This is a genomic window from Arthrobacter sp. B3I9, assembly GCF_030816935.1.
Taxonomy (GTDB): Bacteria; Actinomycetota; Actinomycetes; order Actinomycetales; family Micrococcaceae; genus Arthrobacter.
The window spans coordinates 2016957-2039880 of the sequence record NZ_JAUSYO010000001.1 but is presented as its reverse complement, the minus strand read 5'-3'; the positions used below and the strand labels follow the sequence as shown (position 1 = coordinate 2039880).

19 protein-coding genes are annotated in these 22924 nt (G+C 64.6%); 9 read left to right on the top strand and 10 right to left on the bottom strand.

Features of this window, described 5'->3' with window-relative positions; genetic code table 11:
- Positions 1 to 100 precede the first annotated feature (100 nt).
- Complete coding sequence (gene rlmN, locus QFZ65_RS09545) at positions 101 to 1342, top strand: 23S rRNA (adenine(2503)-C(2))-methyltransferase RlmN (protein ID WP_306909896.1); 1242 nt, start codon at positions 101 to 103, stop codon at positions 1340 to 1342.
- Positions 1343 to 1397: 55 nt separating this feature from the next.
- On the opposite strand, the gene QFZ65_RS09540 is transcribed toward rlmN, so the two are convergent.
- From QFZ65_RS09540 to QFZ65_RS09515, 6 genes are all read right to left on the bottom strand, one after another.
- Positions 1398 to 2561, bottom strand: coding sequence for an MFS transporter (locus QFZ65_RS09540; RefSeq protein ID WP_306909894.1), 1164 nt, complete (start codon positions 2559 to 2561; stop codon positions 1398 to 1400).
- 758 nt (positions 2562 to 3319) lie between these two features.
- On the bottom strand, positions 3320 to 4216 hold the full coding sequence (locus tag QFZ65_RS09535; RefSeq protein ID WP_306909892.1) for an SGNH/GDSL hydrolase family protein: 897 nt from the start codon (positions 4214 to 4216) through the stop codon (positions 3320 to 3322).
- A gap of 97 nt (positions 4217 to 4313) precedes the next feature.
- Positions 4314 to 4922, bottom strand: coding sequence for an NADPH-dependent FMN reductase (locus tag QFZ65_RS09530; protein ID WP_306909890.1), 609 nt, complete (start codon positions 4920 to 4922; stop codon positions 4314 to 4316).
- A 127-nt stretch (positions 4923 to 5049) separates the two neighbouring features.
- Positions 5050 to 6018, bottom strand: a complete 969-nt coding sequence (locus QFZ65_RS09525; RefSeq protein ID WP_306909889.1) for an NAD(P)/FAD-dependent oxidoreductase — start codon at positions 6016 to 6018, stop codon at positions 5050 to 5052.
- A gap of 40 nt (positions 6019 to 6058) precedes the next feature.
- On the bottom strand, positions 6059 to 6319 hold the full coding sequence (locus QFZ65_RS09520; RefSeq protein ID WP_306909887.1) for a GlsB/YeaQ/YmgE family stress response membrane protein: 261 nt from the start codon (positions 6317 to 6319) through the stop codon (positions 6059 to 6061).
- A gap of 390 nt (positions 6320 to 6709) precedes the next feature.
- The gene (locus QFZ65_RS09515; RefSeq protein ID WP_306909886.1) at positions 6710 to 7483 is read right to left on the bottom strand and encodes a type 1 glutamine amidotransferase domain-containing protein; all 774 of its coding nucleotides are present in this window, start codon (positions 7481 to 7483) and stop codon (positions 6710 to 6712) included.
- 270 nt (positions 7484 to 7753) lie between these two features.
- On the opposite strand from QFZ65_RS09515, the gene hisD reads away from it, so the two are divergent.
- Both hisD and QFZ65_RS09505 read left to right on the top strand, forming a co-directional pair.
- Positions 7754 to 9100 (top strand): histidinol dehydrogenase, encoded by a 1347-nt coding sequence (hisD, locus tag QFZ65_RS09510; RefSeq protein ID WP_306909885.1) that lies wholly within the window; start codon positions 7754 to 7756, stop codon positions 9098 to 9100.
- A gap of 63 nt (positions 9101 to 9163) precedes the next feature.
- Positions 9164 to 10489, top strand: a complete 1326-nt coding sequence (locus tag QFZ65_RS09505) for an MFS transporter (protein WP_306909883.1) — start codon at positions 9164 to 9166, stop codon at positions 10487 to 10489.
- 112 nt (positions 10490 to 10601) lie between these two features.
- On the opposite strand, the gene QFZ65_RS09500 is transcribed toward QFZ65_RS09505, so the two are convergent.
- Positions 10602 to 11357: an SDR family NAD(P)-dependent oxidoreductase gene (locus QFZ65_RS09500; protein WP_306909881.1), complete on the bottom strand. Its 756-nt coding sequence runs from the start codon at positions 11355 to 11357 to the stop codon at positions 10602 to 10604.
- A 261-nt stretch (positions 11358 to 11618) separates the two neighbouring features.
- Here QFZ65_RS09500 and QFZ65_RS09495 point away from each other — a divergent pair, with 261 nt between their 5' ends.
- The gene (locus QFZ65_RS09495) at positions 11619 to 12608 is read left to right on the top strand and encodes a LacI family DNA-binding transcriptional regulator (RefSeq protein ID WP_306909879.1); all 990 of its coding nucleotides are present in this window, start codon (positions 11619 to 11621) and stop codon (positions 12606 to 12608) included.
- Between the two features lie 59 nt (positions 12609 to 12667).
- On the opposite strand, the gene QFZ65_RS09490 is transcribed toward QFZ65_RS09495, so the two are convergent.
- The gene (locus tag QFZ65_RS09490; protein WP_306909877.1) at positions 12668 to 13756 is read right to left on the bottom strand and encodes a class I SAM-dependent methyltransferase; all 1089 of its coding nucleotides are present in this window, start codon (positions 13754 to 13756) and stop codon (positions 12668 to 12670) included.
- A 175-nt stretch (positions 13757 to 13931) separates the two neighbouring features.
- Entirely contained in the window at positions 13932 to 15554 is a 1623-nt protein-coding gene (locus tag QFZ65_RS09485; RefSeq protein ID WP_306909875.1) for a helix-turn-helix transcriptional regulator, read from the bottom strand.
- A 110-nt stretch (positions 15555 to 15664) separates the two neighbouring features.
- Between QFZ65_RS09485 and QFZ65_RS09480 the strand changes: the two genes are divergently transcribed.
- The 3 genes from QFZ65_RS09480 to QFZ65_RS09470 all read left to right on the top strand — a co-directional run bounded on the left by QFZ65_RS09480 (position 15665) and on the right by QFZ65_RS09470 (position 18473).
- On the top strand, positions 15665 to 16564 hold the full coding sequence (locus QFZ65_RS09480; RefSeq protein ID WP_306909873.1) for a PhzF family phenazine biosynthesis protein: 900 nt from the start codon (positions 15665 to 15667) through the stop codon (positions 16562 to 16564).
- Positions 16565 to 16852: 288 nt separating this feature from the next.
- A complete protein-coding gene (locus tag QFZ65_RS09475) occupies positions 16853 to 18079 on the top strand; it encodes a CAP domain-containing protein (protein ID WP_306909870.1) in 1227 nt (408 codons plus the stop codon).
- A 115-nt stretch (positions 18080 to 18194) separates the two neighbouring features.
- A complete protein-coding gene (locus QFZ65_RS09470; protein ID WP_306909869.1) occupies positions 18195 to 18473 on the top strand; it encodes a YciI family protein in 279 nt (92 codons plus the stop codon).
- Between the two features lie 168 nt (positions 18474 to 18641).
- Here QFZ65_RS09470 and QFZ65_RS09465 read toward each other — a convergent pair whose 3' ends face one another.
- The gene (locus QFZ65_RS09465) at positions 18642 to 18899 is read right to left on the bottom strand and encodes a hypothetical protein (protein WP_306909867.1); all 258 of its coding nucleotides are present in this window, start codon (positions 18897 to 18899) and stop codon (positions 18642 to 18644) included.
- Positions 18900 to 19845: 946 nt separating this feature from the next.
- On the opposite strand from QFZ65_RS09465, the gene QFZ65_RS09460 reads away from it, so the two are divergent.
- Positions 19846 to 20328 carry a sensor histidine kinase gene (locus QFZ65_RS09460; RefSeq protein WP_306909865.1) on the top strand — a complete coding sequence of 161 codons (483 nt, stop codon included), beginning with the start codon at positions 19846 to 19848 and terminating at the stop codon, positions 20326 to 20328.
- A gap of 250 nt (positions 20329 to 20578) precedes the next feature.
- Entirely contained in the window at positions 20579 to 22873 is a 2295-nt protein-coding gene (katG, locus tag QFZ65_RS09455; protein ID WP_306909862.1) for a catalase/peroxidase HPI, read from the top strand.
- Positions 22874 to 22924: the final 51 nt, after the last annotated feature.

Genomic DNA, 22924 nt, shown 5'->3' with positions numbered 1-22924 from the left:
AACTCCGGCGGAGCCCGGGCGAGAGCGGAAGCCCGGGCGAGAGCGGAATCATAGTGCCCCCGATTCCCAAAGTGAAAACCGGCATGGGATGATGGAAAGGATGACTTCCCCCACTCCTTTCTCCGAGACTCCCGTCCGCCCCCGCCGAAAGAGCGACGACGACGCCGAGAGCACCCGTCCGCAGGTCCGCCCGACTGCCGAGGGCTGGGAACAGGCGCGCACTGTCGAGGGCCGGCCGCTGCTCCAGTTCGCCTCCCCGCGGGTCAAGCAGCCGCCGACGCATCTGGTAGACATGACCCTGGCCGAGCGTGCCGAGAAGCTGAAGGAGCTTGGCGTCCCTGCCTTCCGGGCCAAGCAGCTCTCCACGCATTACTTCCAGCACTGGACCACGGACCCGCAAGCCATGAGCGACCTGCCCAAGGCCGGCCGTGATGAGCTCGTCTCCCAGATGTTCCCGCCGCTGCTCACCGAGGTCCGCCGCCTCCGCACCGACAAGGGTGACACCATCAAGTTCCTCTGGCGGCTGTTCGACGGTGCGCTGGTCGAGTCCGTGCTGATGCGCTACCCCGGCCGCATCACTCTCTGCGTCTCCTCGCAGGCCGGCTGCGGAATGAACTGCCCGTTCTGTGCCACCGGCCAGGCCGGGCTGACCCGCAACATGTCCACCGCGGAGATCGTTGACCAGGTGGTCGCTGCGAACCGGGCGATTGCGGCCGGCGAGCTCGGCCCGAAGGAGCACGACGACGAGCGGGTCACCAACATCGTCTTCATGGGCATGGGCGAGCCGCTGGCCAACTACAAGCGCGTGATGGCCGCCCTTCACCGCTTCGTGGACCCCTCGCCCGAGGGCCTGGGCATGTCCGCCCGGAACATCACGGTCTCCACGGTGGGCCTCGTTCCCGCGATCCGCAAGCTTGCGGACGAGGAACTGCCGGTCACCTTCGCGCTGTCCCTGCACGCTCCCGACGACGAACTCCGCGACGAGCTGATCCCGGTCAACAACCGCTGGAAGGTGGACGAGGCGCTCGATGCGGCCTACGACTACTACCGCAAGACGGGCCGCCGGGTCAGCATCGAGTACGCGCTGATCAAAGACATGAACGACCACCCGTGGCGTGCCGACCTGCTGGCGAAGAAGCTCAACCAGCGCGGCCGCGGCTGGGTCCACGTGAACCCGATCCCGCTGAACCCGACCCCGGGCTCCATCTGGACCGCCTCCGAGAAGCCGGTGGCACAGGAATTCATCGAGCGTCTCCGCGCCGCCGGAGTGCCCTGCACCCTGCGCGACACGCGCGGCAAGGAAATCGACGGCGCCTGCGGCCAGCTGGCTGCCGCCGACTAGCTCTCGGGGCTGGAGAGGCGCGGATCGCACGGGAGCGGCCGGCCGGCGTCGGCGTCTAACCGGAAGCTGGCAAACCTGACGCGGGGCTGGGGTAGGCCGTCATCAGCAGCGCCGAAACTATCCAGATCGCGCCCACGGCGCCTATGGTCGCCGCGCCGCCGAACCCCGCAGCAGACGCGGCCAGCGCCGCCCCGCCGGCTGAGGCACTGGCACGGAAGCCCGCGGTGACGGTGAAGATCTGGGACTTCAGCTGAGGCGGACTGTGCCGGTTGCGCAGGAAAAGCATCGCCGCCGCAGTGGGTGCAGTGAAGACCCCGGACAAGGCAATGGTGACGATGGTCCACGCCGTACCCAGTTCGAACGCGGCTGCGACGGTCAGCAACCCTGTGGCGAGGAAGCCCGCCATCATGACGGACTGTGGCCGCCGGCGCGTCGGCCGGGCGGTTTCGTACAACGCCCCCAGGAGGCTGCCGACGGCGAAGGCCGTCACCACAGCTGCGCCTTGGCTGGGTGATCCGATCCGCTCGATGGACAGGGCGACCGCGGCGATGGCGAGACCACCCTGGCCGAGCTGCGTCAGCGTGGATGAGGCAGTAACGACGGCCAGGGGTCGATGGCGGAAAACCCTGTGCAGGCCCGACTTTATTGCCTGCCACGGCGAACCAGAAGCTTGTAAGTGAGGCGAAAGGCCGACGGCGCGAACAGCCACGGAGCCCGCCGCCGCGGCGGCTCCCAGCACCCAGAGGGCAGCTTGCGCGGGCAGGAACGCGGCGATGATGGCCACGAGCGCGGGACCGGCAACGGCAGAGACATTGTAGGACAGGGCGTCATACGCGAAGGCGCGGCGGCCGTCCGGAATCGCGCCGGCCACGAAGCTGGACAGCCCACCCATGTAAAACGGCGACACCGCGCCGGCGACCACCAGGAAGCCGAACGCGACGGGCAGCGGTATCTGGCCGATGAATGCCGCAGCGGCAAAGGCAAGTGCGGTAAGCATTCCGGATGCGCCCACCAACAGGCCCGGCCGGCGCGCCCGGTCAAGGGCTATGCCGACAAGTGGAGCCGCGAGGACGGACGGACCAAGGGATGCCGCCACCAATAACCCTCCGACGGCGACGTCACCCAACTGCTGGACGGCCAGTATGGGAAGCGCTACAGCAGCCCCGGCACTCGCCATTCTCAGTGGAACAGAAGCGGCGAGATATGTAAGCGCGCCCATTATGTGGTGAGACCCCTTCTGGCGATTGGATTGCGGTGGGTCGAAATGTCCCAGATCACCCTACCAAGGGCTTTCTTCGGCCCAAGGTGCCCGCACGGTACTGCAGGTTAAGGACTGAAGTCTCTCCCCCCCCCCCCCCCCCCCCGCGCATCGTCGTTGGTACGCTCTGCGTATAACCGGTTTGCGGGGAGCTGAGCATGCGCGAGCAACACGATGTCGTTGTTGTCGGGGGCGGCCAGGCCGGGCTTGCGATGAGCACCGTCCTGCAGCGAACTGGACGCTCCAACTGCCGGGCTACGCGTACGGGGGCGATGATCCCGACCGTTTCGCACACTACAGTGAAATCCTTCGTGTAGTGGAGGACTACGCGGTGAGCAGCGGTGCACCGGTGCGTGAGTACACCGAAGCTCTCGCCCTCGCAGGCCGCGGCGGGGACGAGGGCTTTGAAGTGTCCGTGGCGGACGGTTCCAGGATCATCGGCGCGGCTGGACCAGACCTCGCTGTCCAAGCCAACGCGAATCAAGTGCTCGATGAGGCCGACCAGGCCTACGCCGGCTTCCTGACGGCAGCACGGCAGTTCATCAGCAGCCACGGGATGGAGGAGCGGCTCGACCCGGACGAGCCGGAAGAGCGGACCCTCCCCGGTGTCGAAGAGGTCAATGGGCCTGTTCTCAGGCGTGCGTGCGGACGCAGAATACCTGGCCGATCATATGGCTCGCTCAGGCACGTGAGTGCCATGACAACCGGCCCTGCTGGGCTTATCCTTCGCCGGACGCGGACAAACAATCCAGCGACGGCGTTCCGTCGGAGGATAGCGGGGCGGCGTCAGGCCGCTTCGCCCGAAGTTCCCCTTCGGTTGGGTGGGGCCGGAATCGCCTGAGCGCCCAGGGAAATAGGTAGTTCCTGGCCCAGCGGAGGTCTCCTGTCCTGGCCTGACGCCAGCTGCTTTCCGGGAGGTCCTTGGGTTCCATCGGCTGGAGCGTGTGCGGGACTTGGAGCGTGTCGAGCACCATCAGGGCCACCGTGTGATGCCCCAGCGGGGACAGGTGCAGCCGGTCGGGATCCCACATCCGCGGGTCTTTTAGTTGCCTAAGTCCCCAAAGATCGGCAACAACGGCGTCATAACGGGAGGCAATTGCACGGACGTTCTCGTTAAAGATCGCGACCTTTGCCCGGTTCCGGCCCAGCACCGGAGTGGATCCCCAGTCCGGTCCCGTAAACAGGACCAGATCCGCACCCGTCTGACTCAGCAGGCCTACACCGGCCTCTAGTTGGCTCGCCAGCTTGTCGGGATCGCTGCCGTGGAAAACCATGTCATTTCCTCCGGCCGACAATGTGATCAGATCCGGCTTCAGGGCCAGCGCCGGGCCAATCTGCTGGTTGAAGATCTGTTTTAGCAGCCGGCCGCGTACGGCCAGATTTGCGTAGGAAAAGTCTTGGCGGCCACGGGCCAGTTCCTCGGCAACCCGGTCGGCCCAGCCGCGCAGCCCGCCGGGGCTCCGTTGTTCCGGGTCCCCCACTCCTTCGGTGAACGAATCCCCCAAGGCCACGTAGCGGTTCCAAGGATGCCGGTCTTCCTCACGCAATTGGTCACTGTCGGCCAGGACAGCGGCCGGAACACGACGGCCCGTCATGCCGGGCCTCACCGCGCTCACTTTTCAACCTCCTCCTGTGAAAATTCGTTCCTACCTGAATAACTTCCCGTGCCGACGTGATGTTCCCGGGAGCCTGGCAGATGTTCCCGCTCTGGATTCACTCCGTCCCAGGGCCGGATAACGCATAGAACTTCTTACCTTCGTCCTCGCCGGGGCGAAGGACCTTCAGGGCACCAGCCCAGGCGATCACTTGGTCAAAGACGGTCTGCAGATTCTTTTCGGCCATCTCCGACGGCCGGAATTTGCGGTAGTTTTCAAACTCGCTAGACAGCGGCAGGGCCACCTGGGCGCGAACGTCTGCCATTTGCAGTTCCCCGGCCACCGCCCGCAAGTGTTCCACTGCCCTGGTACCACCGGCGCTACCATAACTGACGAATCCGGCGGCCTTGTTATTCCACTCCTTGTAGAGGTAGTCCAGCGCGTTTTTCAGCGCACCCGGAATGGAATGGTTATATTCACCGGTAACGAAGACGTAGCCATCGAAGGCTGCGACAGCTTCAGACCAGGCCTTCGTGTGCTCCTGGCTGTACCTGCCTGTCGACGGGGGCAGTGGTTCATCCAGCAGCGGCAGGTTAAAGTCGGCGACGTCCAAAAGCTCAAATACCGCGTCGCCGCGCTCCGCTGCCCGTGCGTGCACCCAGTCGGCCACAGCCTTTCCGAGCCGCCCGGGTCGGCTGCTCCCCAGCACGATTGCTATGCGAATCATGACGGAACTCCTTCCCAGTACGCTTATTTGCCCCATACAAATAAACAGCTCAAGCGACGAAAATCTTCCGCATGGTGGGCTTGTCGACGGTGCAGCATACAGTCCCACCAGGCTGAATGGCCTGGCGTTATTGGGACATTCCGTACTGCTTCGCAGCCGCGACTGCCTGGCTGATGTCTTCCGCCACCAGGTCCGCGTTGATGGCTGATGCCGCTTTGATTCCGGCTGCCGCCGCCGTTGCCACCTGGGCTGACGGATCAGTGACGTTGCCCGCGGCCCATACCCCGGAGGCGGCCGTTTGGCCGTCTTCGTCTACTTTTAGGTGCTGGGCGGGGGCGCCATCGGGTGTCGCATCTTGCAGTCCCAACGACTGGATCAGGGTTGACCGGGTCCTTGGCCGGGGGGTGACGTGGAGAGCCGCGCAGGGAACAACCTTCCCGGAGGCCAGGACCACTCCTGTCAGGGCGTCCTCCGCAATCTGCAGTGATTGCACCTCGCCTTCAACGATTGTGACCGCCCGTGCGCGGAGCTGTTCGCGTTCCTCGGCAGTGGGGGTGTGCATGACGTGCTGGAAAAGGGTCACGTTGTCGCTCCACTGCCGAAGCAGCAGCGCCTCCTGGACAGCAGTCGGTTCGGTCGCAAGCACCCCTATGGCCTGATGCCGGATTTCCCAGCCGTGACAGTAGGGGCAATGCACCACGTCTCGGCCCCATCGCTCCTCAATTCCGGGGACCTCGGGAAGTTCATCCTCGAAACCGGAAGCGATCAACAACCGCCGCGAATCCATCTTCCGGCCGTCTTGCAAAAGTACGGTAAAGCCACCCGGGCCAGTGCTTGCCGAGATCGCCTTTCCTGTCGTGATGTCACCGCCATGCGCACGGACCTCCTCTCGGCCGGCGGCAAGGAGGTCCGCAGGTGCCATGCCGTCGCGTGACAGGAAGCCATGAACCCCTACCGACCGGCCGTTCCGCGGAGCGCCGGCGTCCACCACCAGCACGGACCGCAAGGATCTGCAAAGCATCAGGGCGGCGCTTAGCCCGGCTGCTCCCCCGCCGACAATCAGAACGTCATACGTTGGGTTCCGTTCGTGGCCCATCCCTGCCTACCTTACAAATTGAAGAAGTTGCCTGCCGTCCTCAGCGGCCGACTTTTCGGCGTCCTGCCATGCTTTCGGCAACGCCGATGAGCAAAACGGCCGCGATGACAGCAACGATGAAGCCCAGAAAGTTCAGTTCGAAGATGCGCCCCGTGCCCAGCAGGCTGGCGACGACGCCTCCGATGACCGAGCCCGCCAGCCCGAGGAGCAAGGTGGCGACGATGCCCAGGTTCTGCTTGCCGGGTTTGATCAGGCGGGCAAGGGCGCCGATAACGAGTCCGGCGATGATGAAACCGATCATGGTGAAGCTCCTTAAACTGGTCGTGTCTTACGGTGTTGCCTTGATGCAAGAGGAAGGCGGATGGCGTTACCGGGGCGTCGAGGCTTTCGGCTCTCTTCCTGGACTGACTGCTCCCTAGTACAACCCCTTAGGACAATAGTAAGCATGATTACTAAAAATAGTAAGCAGGCTTCGTAGTTGGTTCGTTTTTTGCTTCGACCGCGGCCCATACGCGTCGCCCATATTGCTTGCCTCCACTGCCGGCCGGTACTACGGTCTCGACAAGCAGTTGCAGGCCGTAAGCGGAAGGAGCCCCGTGCTGAGGCAGGTCGCGGAGAGAGTGCTGATCCACGAGAGCGTGTTCTGCCAAAGCAACGCAGTTGTGAGAAGCGCGCGCGACGCGACGCCCGGCTAGCGTTCGTCCTCGTCGCCTGCCGCAGCAGCCTTCTCCGCGTCCTTCTCGGCGCGCAGAGCCTCCGTCGCATGCTGTTCCTCGGCTTTTTCCTGGTGGATCACCTCTGCGAAGAGCTTTTCCATCTCCTTGGCCACGCCGGCGGCTGAGGCGGGGTTCTGGCCCGTCACCAGCCGGTCGTCGACCACGACCTGCTCCTCAAAGACACCAGCGGAGACGTGGGTGGCGCCCTGTTCCTCGAGTCGGTCGGCCAAAAAGAACGGAATGACCTTGTCCTTTCCTGCGGCTACCTCCTCGTCGTTGGTGAAGGCGGCAACCTTCCGGCCCTCGACCAGGCGGAACCCGTTCTCCAGCTCCACGTTCAGCAGGCCGGCCGGGCCGTGGCAGACCGCGCCCACCAGGCCGCCGGCGTTGTAGACGCTGGCTACGAGGTTCTGCAGGCCTTCGCTGTCCGGGAAGTCCCACATGGTGCCGTGGCCCCCCACGAGATAGACGGCGTCGTACTGTTCCGGATCAACGACGTCCACGCGGGCAGTGTTGTAGAGACCGGCGCGCGTGGTCTCGTCCTCCGTGAAGGCAACCTGGATGGGATCTCCTGTGTCCACCTCGTCGCGTGGAGGCTGGCCGCCCTGGATGGACGCGAAGTCCACGAAATGCCCGGAATCCTTGAAGACCTTCCAGGGATGCGCAGCTTCGGCCACGTTGTAACCGGTCTTCTCGCCCGTATCACCGATCTCGGAAACGCTGGTCAGTACCATGAGGATTTTCTTCATGAAGTGCTCCTTTCGACTAGCTTCCACCCTACGCCCGGCCCAATTCGGCCCCTCCCGCCCGTCCCCCTCCGCGCGCCCTTCCCTCCCGATAAGACGCTGGATTCTCGAATCAAGGGCGACTTTGCTGAGGGATTGTATACGTATACATTCGTGCAGACAAGACCTTGTCTCCCTCGATGTATACGTATACACTCGGTGACTATGCAGGCCAGCTAATCTGGCTCGGGCGCTCGGGGATCGCCCATCAATGATGATGGAAGGTAAATTCTGATGACCATTACAAATGCAATCAGCTCGGCCGTGAACTCGACGATGCTGAAGGAGCCGGCCCAGAGCAGCGTTACCCGGGGCAGCACGCCGGAGGTCCGGGCAACCGTCGAAGCCGTCATTTCCGACATCCGCGATCGGGGCGACGCGGCAGTCCGTGAGTACTCCGAGAAGTTCGACAAGTACGCACCCGAGTCCTTCCGGCTCACCCGGGAGCAACTGGAAGAAATTGTCGCCCGGGTTCCGGAGCAGACCATCGAGGACATCAAGTTCGTCCAGGAGCAGGTCCGGGTTATGGCGCAGAAGCAGCTGGAATCGCTGGCCGACTTCGAAATTGAAACGATGCCCGGTGTGTTGCTGGGGCAGAAGAATGTTCCGATTCAGGCTGCGGGCGCCTACATCCCCGGGGGGAAGTACCCGCTCCTGGCCAGCGCGCACATGACGATCATTACGGCCAAGGTCGCCGGCGTCGAACGTGTGGCAGCCTGTACACCGCTCATCCAGGGCGAGGTCCCGGATGCCACCGTCGCGGCCATGTATCTGGCCGGGGCCGACGAGATCTACCTGCTCGGCGGGATTCAGGCCGTGGCCGCAATGGCTATCGGCACCGAGACGATCAAGCCGGTCAACATGCTGGCCGGTCCCGGCAACGCATTCGTAGCCGAAGCCAAGCGCCAGCTCTTCGGCGAGGTCGGCATCGACCTCTTTGCCGGACCCACCGAAGTCCTCATCATCGCCGACGAACACGCTGACCCGTTTATCGTCGCCGTCGACCTGCTCTCCCAGGCGGAGCACGGCCCCGATTCGCCTGCCGTCCTGATCACTACCAGCGATGAGCTCGGCCGCAGGGTCATCGAGCACATCGATACGATCCTCGTGGACATGCCAACGCGCGACTACGCCGGGGCCGCCTGGCGCGACTGGGGCGCAGTCCACGTGGTTGAGACTGTCGACGACGCATATGTCCTGGGCGACGAGTACGCCTACGAGCACGTCCAGATCCTTACCCAGAACCCCCGCGAGGCCCTGGAGAAGATGCACAACTACGGAGCGCTCTTCCTCGGTGAGGGGACCTGCGTGTCCTACGGGGACAAGGTCATCGGCACCAACCACGTACTGCCCACCCGCGGCGCCGCCCGCTACACCGGTGGACTCTGGGTGGGTAAGTACCTGCGCACCGTCACCTACCAGGAAGTGACGAACACCGAATCGAGTGCTTTCTTCGGCGAACTGTGCGGCCGGGCATCCCGGGTCGAACGCTTCGAAGGACACGCACGCTCCGGCGATGTGCGTGCAGCGAAGTACCGCGGAACCCAGCTGCCCTGGTCCGACCATACCTTCGGAAACTGACGTGGCTCCCCTGACCGGCCTCTCCTTGAGAATCGAGTTCTTGCCATGCCAGCCATAAAGTCCATGACAACCGAACAAGTCCGTCGACGCACGCTGTTTTCGGGCACCATTGGCGCCGTCGTCGAATGGTACGAGTACACCGTGTATGCAACCGCCGCGGCACTCGTCTTCGGAACGCTGTTCTTCCCCGCGATGGATCCGAGCATCGCCCAAATTGCGGCCTTGGCCACGTTCGGAGTGGGATTCATAGCACGACCTGTGGGCGCCTTCGTCGCCGGCCACCTCGGTGACCGGATAGGGCGGAAGTCGACCCTGATCCTGACGTTCGCCATCATGACAGCTGCCACAGCCATGATCGGCCTTCTCCCCACCTACGAGGCGGTCGGGGCACTGGCTCCGATCCTGCTCTGCGTGCTGCGGCTGGCCCAAGGCTTTGCCGTGGGCGGGGAATGGGGCGGAGCAGCCATCATCGCCGTCGAAAACGCACCTAAAGGAAAACGCGGGTTCTACGGTTCGTGGCCACAGATCGGTGTGTCCTGCGGTCTGCTGTTGGGTACCGCCGCGGTGGCGCTGGCGGGGGCTCTGACCGGGGATGCCTTCACCACCTGGGGCTGGCGCATACCGTTCCTCCTTAGCATCGTGCTGGCTGCGGTCGGCCTATACATCCGTCTGAACGCATCGGAAAGCCCGGAGTTCCTGGCCGAGAAGGAAAAAATGGCCAAGGAGGTGCAACACCGGAAGGCGCCCATCACCGAACTGCTCGCCCACCACCGTAAGCCCCTTCTGATTGCCATCTTTGCCCGCTTCGCCGAAGCCGGAAACTACTACCTGTTCACCGTCTTTGTCCTGTCCTATGTCACGACCACGCTGAAGGTGCCGCAATATTATGGGTTGACGGCAGTCATGATCGGGTCTGCGCTGAACATCATCATGATTCCGGTCTTCGGCCGCCTTTCGGACCGCATCGGCAGGAAGCGCACCTTCCTGCTCGGCGGAACCGCGATCGTGCTGACGGCGTGGCCGATCTTCGCCCTGATCGGGACTGGCCAGCAACTGGCCATCATCCTCGGCGTTGCTCTGTTCCTGGCCCTTGGCCACGCGCTGGTCTACGCCCCGCTCCCGGCCCTGTACTGCGAGTTGTTCCCCACCGCAGTAAGGTACTCCGGCATCTCCATCGGCTACCAAATGGCATCCATCCTGCTCGCCGGTTTCATGCCGGCCCTGGCAAGTGCCCTGGTTCTTTGGAGCGGTGGCACCTGGTCAGTGGTCCTCATCATTATCGCCTCAACGATCGTCGCCATGGTCTCGGTATCTTTCGCAAACGAAACCAAAGACCTTGATCTGGCGGACATCGGTAAAACTCAGGCTCCCACCAGATCCAAAGTCTGAAAAAACCTCCCCGCAGCACCCGATCAGCGGAGCCCGTACCAACGGGCTTCGCTGATCTTTTCTTCCCAAAATGACGTCCGAGGCGGTAAACGAGAACCTTGAGGACGGCGACTCAGCGGATTGTATATCCGCCGTCGATCGCCAGGGTGTGGCCGGTTATGAGTGAGGCGGCATCGCTTAGCAGGAATACGACTGCCCCTGCTATGTCTTCAGGTTCACCGAACCGGCCGATGGGGATCCTGGACAGCAACTCGGCTGCCCACTCCGGCCTGCTGAGGGTTGATGCAGTCAATTCGGTGCGCACGAAAGTCGGCGCAACGGCGTTCACGCGGATTCCAGCGGCGGCCCATTCCAAGGCGAGGATTTTGGTGAGATGAATCAGTCCGGCCTTGCTGGTGCCGTACGCTGCCCGTTCTTCGATCCCGACAATTCCTGCCTGCGACGCAATGTTTACGACAGCCCCGGAAAGTCCGGCCTCCGTCCAGTGCCGGGCGAGAGCCGTGGTCAGGAAGAAGGTGCCCTTGAGGTTCGTGTTGAAGACGGTGTCCCAGTCTTCCTCCGTCAGTTGCACGGCCGGCCTTGGCACGTTGACGCCGGCGTTGTTGACGAGCATGTCGATTCCTCCACTCGCCTGCATCAGCGAGTCAACCACCCTGCGCGTGGCCTCGATATCGGTCACATCGAGCAGAAGGGGCGGCGTGCCGTACCGTTCGCTGATAAGCGTGGCGCTAGCGGAATCACGGCCGGTTCCATAGACGGTCGCGCCGGACTGGGCAAGGCCGTCAGCGATGGCCTTGCCCAGTCCGCGGGCCGCACCGGTGACCAACGCTTTCTTACCGTCCAGGCGGAAATTCAGCACAGCCGTCACCGGGCTGGTTCCTTCAACATGGTGAAGTACACGGCCCGGCTGATTGCTTCTGGAACCGTCATCAGAATCCCTTCAAGTCTCCGTTGCCAGCCGCTCGGGCGCACGGTCGTAGCCGCCGGTCTGGTAATTCACGAGCGTAGACGTATTTCCGCGCGTGAAACAAGGCGCTTGCCGAGCGTGATGCATACGTATACAGTTCGTTCGGCTAGGCTGGAATAACGGACTGTCAGACATGCGTGTACCGCAAAGGAGCATACCGAGATGGTCACAAGCCGCGACGTGGCAGAGTTAGCCGGCGTCTCACAGGCCACCGTTTCCCGTGTGATGTCATCCTCCACCAAGCTCGCCCCGGCGACGAAGGCGCGTGTGCAGGCCGCGATGGAAACTCTGGGATACGTGCCCCACGCCGGCGCCCAGGCCATGAAAACCAGGCGAACCAACACCATCGGTGTAGTCGTGGCCGACCTCGCCAATCCCTTTTACGCTGAGGTTCTTGATGAACTGACCGGTGAACTGGACCTTGCCGGATTCAGGGTCGTCATCTGGAATGCCGGCGGCGGCAGCCACGACGACGCCCTCAAAGCAATCGGGGAACACGCCGTCGATGGCGTCATCTTCACGACGGCAACGGAAGACTCCCTGGAGCTTCAGGCGGCGGTCGAAAAGAACAGCCCCATAGTCCTGATCAACCGTGTGGTTGAAGGGCTGGACTGTGACCAGGTCACCAGCACCAATATGGCCGGCGGCTCCGCTGTAGCGGATTACCTCCTCGCCAACGGCAAAAAGCGCGTGGCTTTCATCGGGGGCACCGAAAATGCAAGCACGTCCCGCGACCGTGGGCGCGGCTTCCTCGGCAGAATGGCCGAGCAGGGCCACGCCGTACCTGAGCACCTGCGCTTCCGTGGCGGTTTCTCACACGACACGAGCGCACAGATCATGACCGACTTGCTCGGCCGCGCTGACCGTCCGCAGGCGGTATTTTGCGCCAACGATCACATGGCTTTCGGGGCACTGGATGCTCTGCGCGCCAGGCGTGTCCCGGCTCAGGAGTGCTGGATCATCGGATATGACGACGTCGAGATGGCAGCCTGGGACTCATTCAGTCTGACGACAGTTCGCCAGCCAAGCCGTGAAATGGCCCGGGCGGGGGCCCGACTCCTGCTGGAAAGACTCCACTCACCGGAACTTTCACCTCGTCGAGTCAGCTTCGACTGCGATCTGATCGTTCGGGGAAGCACGGAGTTGGCTTGATCACTCCCGCCGGATCCCCGACACCACCGGTGTTAGGCCCCAAGCCTGGCCGCCGCTGGCTACTTTCTGGCAATGACGTAGGCGTTGAACGGATCCGATTCGATGTCCTGGGACTCCACGTTCGCGAAGCCGGCGTCGGCGAGCATCGCCAGCGCTAGCTGCTCGCCCCAGACGGTGCCCAGCCCGTCGCCGTCGAGTCCGAGCGAAACGCTCATGCAGTGGAAGGTCGAGATCGCGTACAGGTAGCTGCCCCAGGGGAGCTCAATGTTGTCCTCCACCTTGCTGGATGCCTTGATGTCCACCATCAGGAAGGTCCCGTCCGGCCGCAGCGCCCGGTGGATGTTCCGCAGCACCGCGGCCGGATGCGCCTGGTCGTGGATGGCGTCGAAAGCAGTCACCGTGTCGAAGCGGGCCTCGACGTCCAGGGAGGCCACGTCAACGACCTCGAAACTGGCGTTCGCCAACCCCAACCGTTCGGCCTCGCCGCGGGCGTCACGGATGGCACCCTCGGAGAAGTCGTAGCCGGTGAACCTGCTGGCGGGGAAAGCCTGGGCCATCAGATTGATCGCGTGGCCGCTCCCGCAGCCGACGTCCGCGACGTCGATCCCGGCCTTCAGCCGTTCAGGCAGACCGGGCACCAGCGGCAGGATCACGTCCAGCAGTGCCGCGTCGTGCACTGCCGCGCTGGTTTGGGCCATGTTCCGGTGGAAGTGGGGGTAGTCCTCGTAGGACAGCCCGCTGCCGTGCCGGAAACGCTCGATGATCTTCTGTTCGACTTCGCCCATCATCGAAATGTGCTGCATCAGAATAGCCATGTTGTCCGGTCCCGCGGCGCTGGTCAGGACGGCAGCATGCTCGCGGGGCAGCCAGTACGTCCCTGCCGCCGGGTCGTAGTGGACCACGCGCGCCGCGGTCATTCCGCCCAGCCATTCGCGTACATAGCGCTCGTTGAGGTCGCCGGCGTCGGCTATCTGCTCGCTGGTGGCGGCAGGCAAGCCTGCCAGCGCCTCGAACAGGCCGGTCTGGTGCCCAACGCTGGTCAGCAGGGCGACCGCGGCATCGTTCAGGATGCCCACGTAGCGACCGGCAAAAGCCTTGGTGGCCTCGGCGTCGAACTCCGCCTGTGATGTTTCTTGGTCGATGGTCATTATTGTTCCTTTTCCTGGTACAGGCTTCTTTTGCCTGATTGGCTCCAGCGTAGGAATTTCCGGGTGCGGGCGGCATCGGGCGAACCATGCGTTCTGTTCCGGAGCCCATGGGGCGAATCATGTAGACGCCGGTCAGGCGGGCGCTCCCCCGGCGTCGGCCGGAAGGCGGCCGGATCTAGCGGCGCGGCGGCAGGCCGTGTTCGTGGGCCCAGGCTGCGGCAGCGGTGCGCGAGGAGACGCCGATCTTGGCAAAGATGTTCGCCAGGTGCCTGCCGACCGTCTTCTGGCTGATGAACAATGCCTCGGCCGTTTGCTTGTTGCTGGCTCCCGCGGCGATGAACGCCAGCACGTCAGCCTCGCGCTCGGTCAGCCCGCCGGGGAGCCTGCCGCCGTCGAGCCGCTGGACATCCGGCAGGGCACCGAGTTCACGGTAAATCGCCAACGCGGTTGCCGTATCCGCGGCCGCGACGCTGGATTGTCCCAGCCCCCGGTGGGCCTTGGCGAGCTGTTCGTAAGCTCTGGCGGTGTCGTAGCGTGCATGCAGGCTGCGGTACTGGTGGACGACGGCCTGCAGCACGGGCAACGCCGCGGCGTGCTGTGACTGTGCTATCAGCATGGCGCCCCGGGCCTGCCCGGCCCAGGCCCGGAAGCCGGCGGTGGAATATTCGACGGCGGTTTGCTCCAGCCGGGCGCACAGCCGCTCAGCCTCATCCAGGTGCCCGAGGGATAAGGCGATTTCGACGCCGGACACCAGCAGCCGTGCGCCTGCCAGCCGGTCCCCTGCGGCCAAGGCGGCACACAGGCCTGCCCATGCCGCCTCGTCCTTTCCGGCGGCATGCTGGAGCAGCGACTCGCCCGGCTGGGGTTCGGTCCCCAACTCCCTGGCCCGGGCGTATGCTTTCTCAGCGCCGCTCCTGTTGCCGCGAAGCCGGCGTATTTCGCCCAGCTGGTAGTAGGCCTCGCCCGCCACCCAGTTGTTCCGGCCCACGAGCTCCGCCCCGCTCTGCTCGATCGCTTGTTCCGCCGCCTCCCAGCCACCTTCGTTGCTCAGCAGCTGCAGCCGGTGGATCCGGCAGATGCCGGCATACACCACGTCTCCCACGAACTGCTCGCCCCATTGCTCGGTGGCGTCGGTCCAGGCACGCATCCGGTGCAGGTCGCCGAGCTCGTGGCACGCGTGGATCACCGTGCAGTATATTTCTCCCGCCCATTCCGGCGGGAGTCGGCCGGCGAGTACCGGGAGCATTGCCTCATCCAGCTGGGCAAAGCCGGCGGCGGTGCTGCCCATGCGCAGGTCCGCCAGACCGGCGAGCACCAGGCCGAAGGATGTGAGTGCGGGGACGCGCAGGCTCCGGCCCATGTCCTGCAACCTGGCCGCGGTCTCCCTCGCCGGGTCCAGGTCCGTGAGACTGAGCGCGAGGCTGGCCTCCAGGTAGATCAGATAGCCGTGCTCCGGACCATCCGGAAGACCCTGCAAAAGTCGCCGGGCTCGGCTCACCCAGCCCGAAGCGATGACCACATCTCCGCGGATGAACCACAGCAGCCCCAAATGCAGGGCCTTCATGGCCGCATCAGATGCATCGCCGTCGTCCTGGATCCGGTGGTAGACGTCCTCGGAAAGCTCCAGCGATTCCTTGACGTGTCCGAGCCACCACGCGGCTCTGCCCAGGAGACTCAAGTCCCCTGTCTCCAGTTCCGACAATGCTCGGGCCTGGCTGAGCTGCTGGTAGGCGGCGTGCCAGTCGCCGCGGGCGTACGCCGTCCGCGCGGTCGCCAGCAACCCGTCAACCTTGTCCATCCCAGACACCACTTCAACGGTAGCGCCGCGGACAGCAGCCGGTCGAGCCACTCTCGGGAACGCTTCCGGTAAACGGTCGCGGCATGACCCGCCATGGGAGGATCGGGGGTATGGAAAACTTCCCCGAGGTCCTCCGTTATGCGGCCTTCGCCACGACGCCGGACGGCGGCAACCCTGCCGGGCTGGTCCTGGATGCCCGGCACCTGGATGACGCCGGAATGCTGGCGGTGGCGGCCGCCGTCGGGTATGCCGAAACGGCCTTCGTGACGGAGCAGGGCGTCGACGGCGACCCGCGTCGGAGTCGGGTCCGGTACTTCTCGCCGATCGCCGAAGTTCCATTCTGCGGCCATGCGACGATTGCCTTGGCCGTTGCGTTGAGCGAGCGCGTCGGGGCTGGGGCCTTCACCTTCGATACCCCCGTGGGCCCCGTCGTCATCCAGACATCAGGCGAAGGCGCAGACATCGCGGCATCGTTCACCGCCGTTGAGCCGCGTCTGGCCGGATTCGATGACGCCGTCCTGGCTGAACTCCTCGGATTGCTGGGCGTCGGCCAGGGCGATCTCGACCCCGCCTACCCGCCGCGGATCTCGTATTCGGGCAACTGGCATCCGGTGCTGGTCCTCGCCGACCCTACCCTTTTCGATTCCTTGAGTTTCGATCCTGATGCGGTGCGACGCCTCATGGACGTCCAAGGCTGGACGGCAACGGTGACGGTCCTGCACCGTACTGCAGATGGCGAATTCGAAGCCAGGAATCTCTTCCCGGTGGGCGCCATCACGGAGGACCCTGCAACAGGGGCCGCCGCGGCTGCGGTGGGCGCCTACCTGCGTATCCTCGGCCTGGTCGAGCCTCCAGCGAGAATCCTCATCCGCCAGGGACGACACGTCGGCCGGCCCGGCTTACTCACAGTGGACATTCCTCCTGCCGGCGGCATAGCGGTCAGCGGCACGGCCGTCCGGATCCCCGCCCCTCCGTCGGCAGCTGATCACACGCCCGTCAGGGAGGGCTGACTCAGAGTCCGACTCAAGCCCCGGAAGTCCAGGGGGACCGTTAGCTCCCGACCACGTCGGCCCGGACAACAGGCGCCATTTCCCGACAAGCGGAACCGACGCGGCCACGCCCTTCAAGTGTTCTGCCCTGGAACTGCGCCCACCCGTTTCGCAGTATTTACCAAGAGTTGCCCCAGCATCACCGTTAATCGCCGATTCGGCCTTGCGGGTCGGGCAGACTTGTTCCGTCCCCCGGCACTCCCGGCACTCCCGGCATTCCCGGCGCTCCGGCACTCAATGTAAGGACCCATGAGATCACGTTCTTCCCGCATGTCCGCGGCTGCCCTCGGCCTTCTTCTGTCACTGACCTCCGGCCTTATCGGCGCCACTGCATCAGCGGCCGCACCGGCCCCCGTCACCGTGCCGGCCAGCGCCTACTCGGACACTTTCGCCAAAAAGACCCTGGACCTGATAAACGCCGAGCGCGCCAAGGTCGGAGCCCGGCCCCTGGTCTGGAACCAGCGGATCGCTGACGTCTCGCAGGACTGGGCGAAGCGTCTCGGCGTCACCACGATGGACCCGAACTTTGACTTCGCCACCATCCACCGGCCGGACGCGGGCGGCTCGCTCATCCCCGCCAATGCCACCATGTACCGGGAGATCGTCGGCTTCAACTTCACGCCGCAACAAATTGTCAACTGGTGGATGAACTCCCCCAGCCACAAGGACGCCATGCTGCATCCAGTGGCCACCGACATCGGAATCGGCTACGTCGTCCCCACTTCCGGACCGTACGCCGGCTGGCACCTGGTGGTCTCAAATCTTGCCGCCTACGCGACGACCATCCAACCTGCCGGGTCGGCCGCCGTACCCGCCCCTACCAAGGCGGCCCTGAGTCCTATTGCCGCCAAAGCTGCTACGTATAACGGCTCCATCGGGGCACCTACCAGCCGTGAGATCTCCGGGCTCAAGAGCGGCGGCTCCTACCAGTGCTATTCACTCGGCTGCATCCTCTACTCCCCGGCATCGGGCGCGCACCTGACCAAGGGTGCTATCCGCGGCAAATGGGCTGCTACCGGATTCGAGAACGGAGCGCTGGGCTACCCGACGTCGGACGAGGTGTCCGGACTTCGGAATGGCGGCGTCTACCAGAACTATCAGGGCGGATCCATCCTTTGGTCTCCTGCATCCGGCGCGCACGTTTCCGTCGGCGGCATCCGCAGTGTGTGGGCTCGCACAGGGTTCGAAAACGGCGTCCTCGGCTACCCGGTCACCGACGAGGTGGCGGGCCTCCGGGATGGCGGCGTGTACCAGAACTATCAGGGCGGCGCGATCATCTGGTCCCCGGCCACCGGCGGCTTCGTCTCCCGTGGCGGGACACGCTCACTCTGGGCCGCCACCGGCTTCGAGGGCGGACGCCTCGGATACCCCACCAGCAACGAGTACGTGGCTGGCTCCGGAGGAGCCGTCGCGCAGAACTACCAGGGCGGCGTGATCCACTGGACTCCGGCCGCATCCTGGGTCACTTACAACTAGGCCCACCAGCTAACGCCCCCGTCGCTTCGGCACGGGGGCGTTTTGCGTCTATGGGAACCTTTCCAACGAGCTTGCCGCCCACCACGCTGCCGGAGCCGCGGGTAGGATCTGCCACATGGAATACGTCGTGATGTACACCCTCAGCGAGGACGCCGATCGCTCACGCGTTCTTGAAACGTTCCCCCGCCACAAGGCCTACTACGAAACGTTCCACGCCGCCGGCGGAGGGCTCATCGCGCTCGGCCCTTTCCAAACAACCGATCCGGCCGGTGCCTCGATGGGCATCTTCACATCCCGCGAGGCTGCTGAACGCTTTATCGCTGCAGACCCATTCGTTCTCGAGGGGCTAGCCATTCCACGCATACTGGAGTGGAGCGCCGTACGCTTTGCCTAGACGGTCTGGCTGATCTGCCGACGAGCCGAGCGACTGCCCTCGGGGCAGGGATGAGCGCCAGCGAGATACTGGCCAGCAACTGCGTCCAATCCCCACGGAACCAATGATCTCCTCCCGGGCCTCCAAACGTCTCAGCCCCCAGTCTGCAGCTCCGGGTCTGCCCACGCCCTAGGGCTGCGAGGCATCAAAGAAGCGATAATCCGAACCAGGGGCTGCGCCAGAAGCTTCGCGTGCCTTGGCCTGGATGAAATCCCTGTCCTCGCCGGTCAGCACGGTTTCGCCATGGGCGTCCATGTCGGCGTTTTCGCCGGTTGCCCTGTTGAAAATGGCTGTCAGGGTGCGCGGCAGGACCATGCATCCCGGGTTGTCCATCAGCCACTGCTGGGTGGTTGGATCGAGCCGGTTCCATTGCTCCTTGATGTGCATCTGCAGTCACTGCTGCCTTTCGGGCATTGGTTCGACGGATTAACCCCTCAGCCTTTTGCTGAAAAGGGGATTGCTTGCGGCGCGACCGGCTGTCCGGTCATGGAGCGTCAATGCCTGTCCCCCCGGATTTCAGTCCAAGGGTGCGGCAGGACCGGGGCCAGCAACATTTGGGGACGTGGGAAGCGCCTGGATCTGCTGGTGAGCTATTTACGTCGACGGCGGATGGGAAGCCCCATCATTGTCCGCTCCTCACAACAAACCCTACGTGTTCCCGGGTCAAAAGGACCGCCCGTCGACATAACGAACTGTCTTTAATCTGAAAGGCGCTGCACGCCTGACGGAAGGGCTGGCCCTCTCCCGAGCCGCCACGTCCGGCCCTTGCTTGAAAATGGGTCGGCATCCCCTCGCCATCTGGCACGACGGGCACATCTGGTTTGGCCATACGGACACGGCCTCCCGACACTGGTCTGGACGGGGATGCCTGGTGGGACACCTGGCGCACAGTAACCGTAGGCGGCGACGTGGTCAGCATTGGATTCAGGCCCGCCAAGGGATCTGATCCATCGGCGACTGTCGGAGTTGAAAATGACCCTGAACCCGTGATGCAGCAGCCCGGCGTGGATGGCCGCGGCCTCTGCAGGGGGCAGTTCGCTTTTGCGCCGATAAAGGCGCATGCTGATCTGGAGGACACCCGGGAGATTGCCGACTGAAGCGTTTCCGTGACTGGAGTTCTCGCACGATATGCAGGCCCCCTGGCCACCTAAACACCGGTCCGGGCTCCGTTGGAGCCGTCAAGCAGCCGGCGGTTTCGATGGCGGTCAGTACGCTGCGATTTTTGGAATACGGCACAGAGTTTCCACCTGCAGGCGTTTAGCCCTGTTCCCGCGGCCCTCCGGAACGGCCCGGCTATAAGAAAATGCCAAGAACGCAGGCGCACAGTAAGGGTATGAAATCACTACTAAGCGACGAAGTCGTCGCCGTACGTGGCGTCCTCACCGATACACACCCGGTCGACTTCCATGCTCTAGGGGTCAGCGGTGCAATTGACCGTTTGACGCTTCCCCTCCGCAAACGCGGAACCGCGGTGCATCTGGAGACTCCGCACCACGGGATGGAAGTAAACCGGCAATCCGCAACTCTTCTGTACCGCGCGGCACAGGAGCTCCTCAGCAATGTCTACAAGTTCGCTCAGGCATCAGCTGTGACGGTCCGGCTGGGTTGCGTCACCCATGGAATGGACCATGGCATCCAGCTCAAGGTGTCCGACGACGGCAGTGGTTTTGACGTGCCGGCAGCTATGGCTGGCCGGCATACAGGCATGGGACTGCGCCTCCTGCAGGTTGCCGTAGTCCTTGCTGGCGGTGAGATGATCATCGTTTCCTCCGCCGCCGCTGGATCCTGTGTGACGATAACACTGCCTCTGGACTAGCATGCGCTGCAGCCCGGGACCGGTGTCCGGTCTTTAGCGCACCCGATTACCGTAGGCAACGATTGATCGAATGAACTCCGCCGCGGATTCCGCCAGATACGGCGGCTACTTACCTCCGAGGTCACAACAGCCAAGCACCGGGCAGCGCACGGCTGGCCGGGTGCCCCCGCACACCCGCTCATGGTCAAATAGGAGGGTTGCACCGGCTGCCCGAGTCCCTCCGGGGCCTCGGCCATATGGAAGGAAGCGCATGACCGTTCCCCAGGAACATCCCCCGATCCCCACCCCCGGAAGCGCCCAGGGCCTGGACAGCAAGGTCCAGGGCGGTTGCCCGGTGGCGCATGGCAGCGTGACCTCGCATGGCAGTGAGAGTGAGAACCCGGCGATCGACTCGCCCCAGCCCAAGGCGCACCGGCCCCGCACCGTCACGGACTGGTGGCCCAACCAGCTGGACCTCTCCGTGCTCCACACCGATCACCCGGCGGGCAACCCGCTGGGCACCTCGTTCAGCTACCGGGATGAGTTCGGGAAGCTCGACGTCGAGGCGCTCAAGCAGGACATCATCGAGGTCCTGACCACTTCCCAGGACTGGTGGCCGGCGGACTTCGGCCACTACGGCGGCCTGATGATCCGGCTGAGCTGGCACGCCGCCGGCACCTACCGGGTCCACGACGGCCGCGGCGGTGCAGGAGACGGCAGCCAGCGGTTCGCGCCGCTCAACAGCTGGCCGGACAACGCCAACCTCGACAAGGCCCGGCGCCTGCTGTGGCCGGTGAAGCAGAAATACGGCCAGAAGCTCTCCTGGGCCGACCTGCTCGTCCTCGCGGGCAACGTCGCCCTCGAATCGATGGGCTTCGAGACCTTTGGCTTCGCCTTCGGCCGCGAGGACGTCTGGGAGCCCCAGGAAATCTTCTGGGGACCGGAGGACACCTGGCTCGGCGATGAACGCTACATCGGCGAAGGCCAGATGTCCGAGGAGGTCGGCTCCACGGAAATGGGCCTGATCTACGTCAATCCCGAGGGGCCCATGGGCAACCCGGACCCGCTGGCGGCCGCGGCATTCATCCGCGAGACCTTCAAACGCATGGCCATGAACGACGAGGAGACCGTCGCGCTGATCGCCGGCGGCCACACCTTCGGCAAGACCCACGGCGCCGGGGACGCCGACGCGCACGTCGGCCCCGAGCCGGAGGCCGCCAACCTCGAAACGCAGGGCCTGGGCTGGCTCAGCACCCACGGCTCCGGCAAGGGCCCGGACACCATCACCTCCGGCCTGGAGGTCACCTGGACCGACCGGCCCACCCAGTGGAGCAACCGCTTCTTCGAGATCCTGTTCGAACACGAGTGGGAGCTCATCAAGAGCCCCGCCGGCGCCCACCAGTGGGTCGCCAAGGACGCCGAGAGGATCATCCCGGACGCCCACGACCCGGAAAAGAAGCACCGGCCGACCATGCTCACCACCGATCTCGCGCTGCGCGTGGACCCCGCCTACGGGCAGATCTCCCGGCGCTTCCTGGAAAACCCGGACGAGTTCGCGGCCGCGTTCGCGAAGGCCTGGTACAAGCTGCTGCACCGCGACATGGGCCCCGTCGGCCCCCACCTGCTCGGACCCTGGGTCCCCGAGGCCCAGCTCTGGCAGGACCCCCTCCCGGCAGCAGACCACGAACTGATCGGCGAACAGGACATCGCCTCACTGAAGGCCGCGCTGCTGGACTCCGGCCTGTCCGTCTCCCAGCTCGCCGGCACCGCATGGGCCGCCGCGTCCACCTACCGCAAAACCGACCGGCGCGGCGGCGCCAACGGGGCCCGGATCAGACTGGAACCCCAGCGCGGCTGGGAGGCCAACGAACCCGAACAGCTCACCACGGCGCTGCAGGCAATCGAAACGGTCCAGCAGCAGTTCAACTCCGCCCAAAGCAACGGCAAGAAGATCTCCCTGGCGGACCTGATCGTCCTCGGCGGCTCCGCGGCGGTGGAGAAAGCCGCAAGCGACGCCGGCTTCCCGGTCACCGTGCCGTTCCGGCCCGGCCGCACCGACGCCACCCAGGACCAGACCGACACCGAGTCCTTCGGATACCTGCAGCCGCGGGCGGACGGATTCCGCAACTACGTGCGCCCCGGCGGGAAGCTCCAGCCCGAGACCCTCCTGCTCGACAAGGCATACCTGCTGGACCTCTCCGCACCGGAAATGACAGCACTCATCGGCGGCATGCGCGCCCTCGGCACGAACGTCGGCGGAACCGCCCACGGCGTCCTCACCGACAAGCCCCAGGTCCTGACGAACGACTTCTTCATCAACCTGCTCTCCCCCGGCACCAAATGGAAGGCCTCCGAGGCGGAGGAGAACGTCTACGAAATCACCGACGCCACCACCGGCGAGCTGAAGTGGACCGCCACACCGGTAGACCTGGTCTTCGGCTCCAACTCCCAGCTCCGGGCACTGGCAGAGGTCTACGCGAGCGACGACGGCCGGGAAAAATTCGTCAACGACTTCGTAGCGGCCTGGGCCAAGGTCATGGAACTCGACCGCTTCGACCTCAACTGACCGGCGCCTCCGGGCCGGCTGCAGATGCGGCCGGCCCGGAGTCTCCCGAGG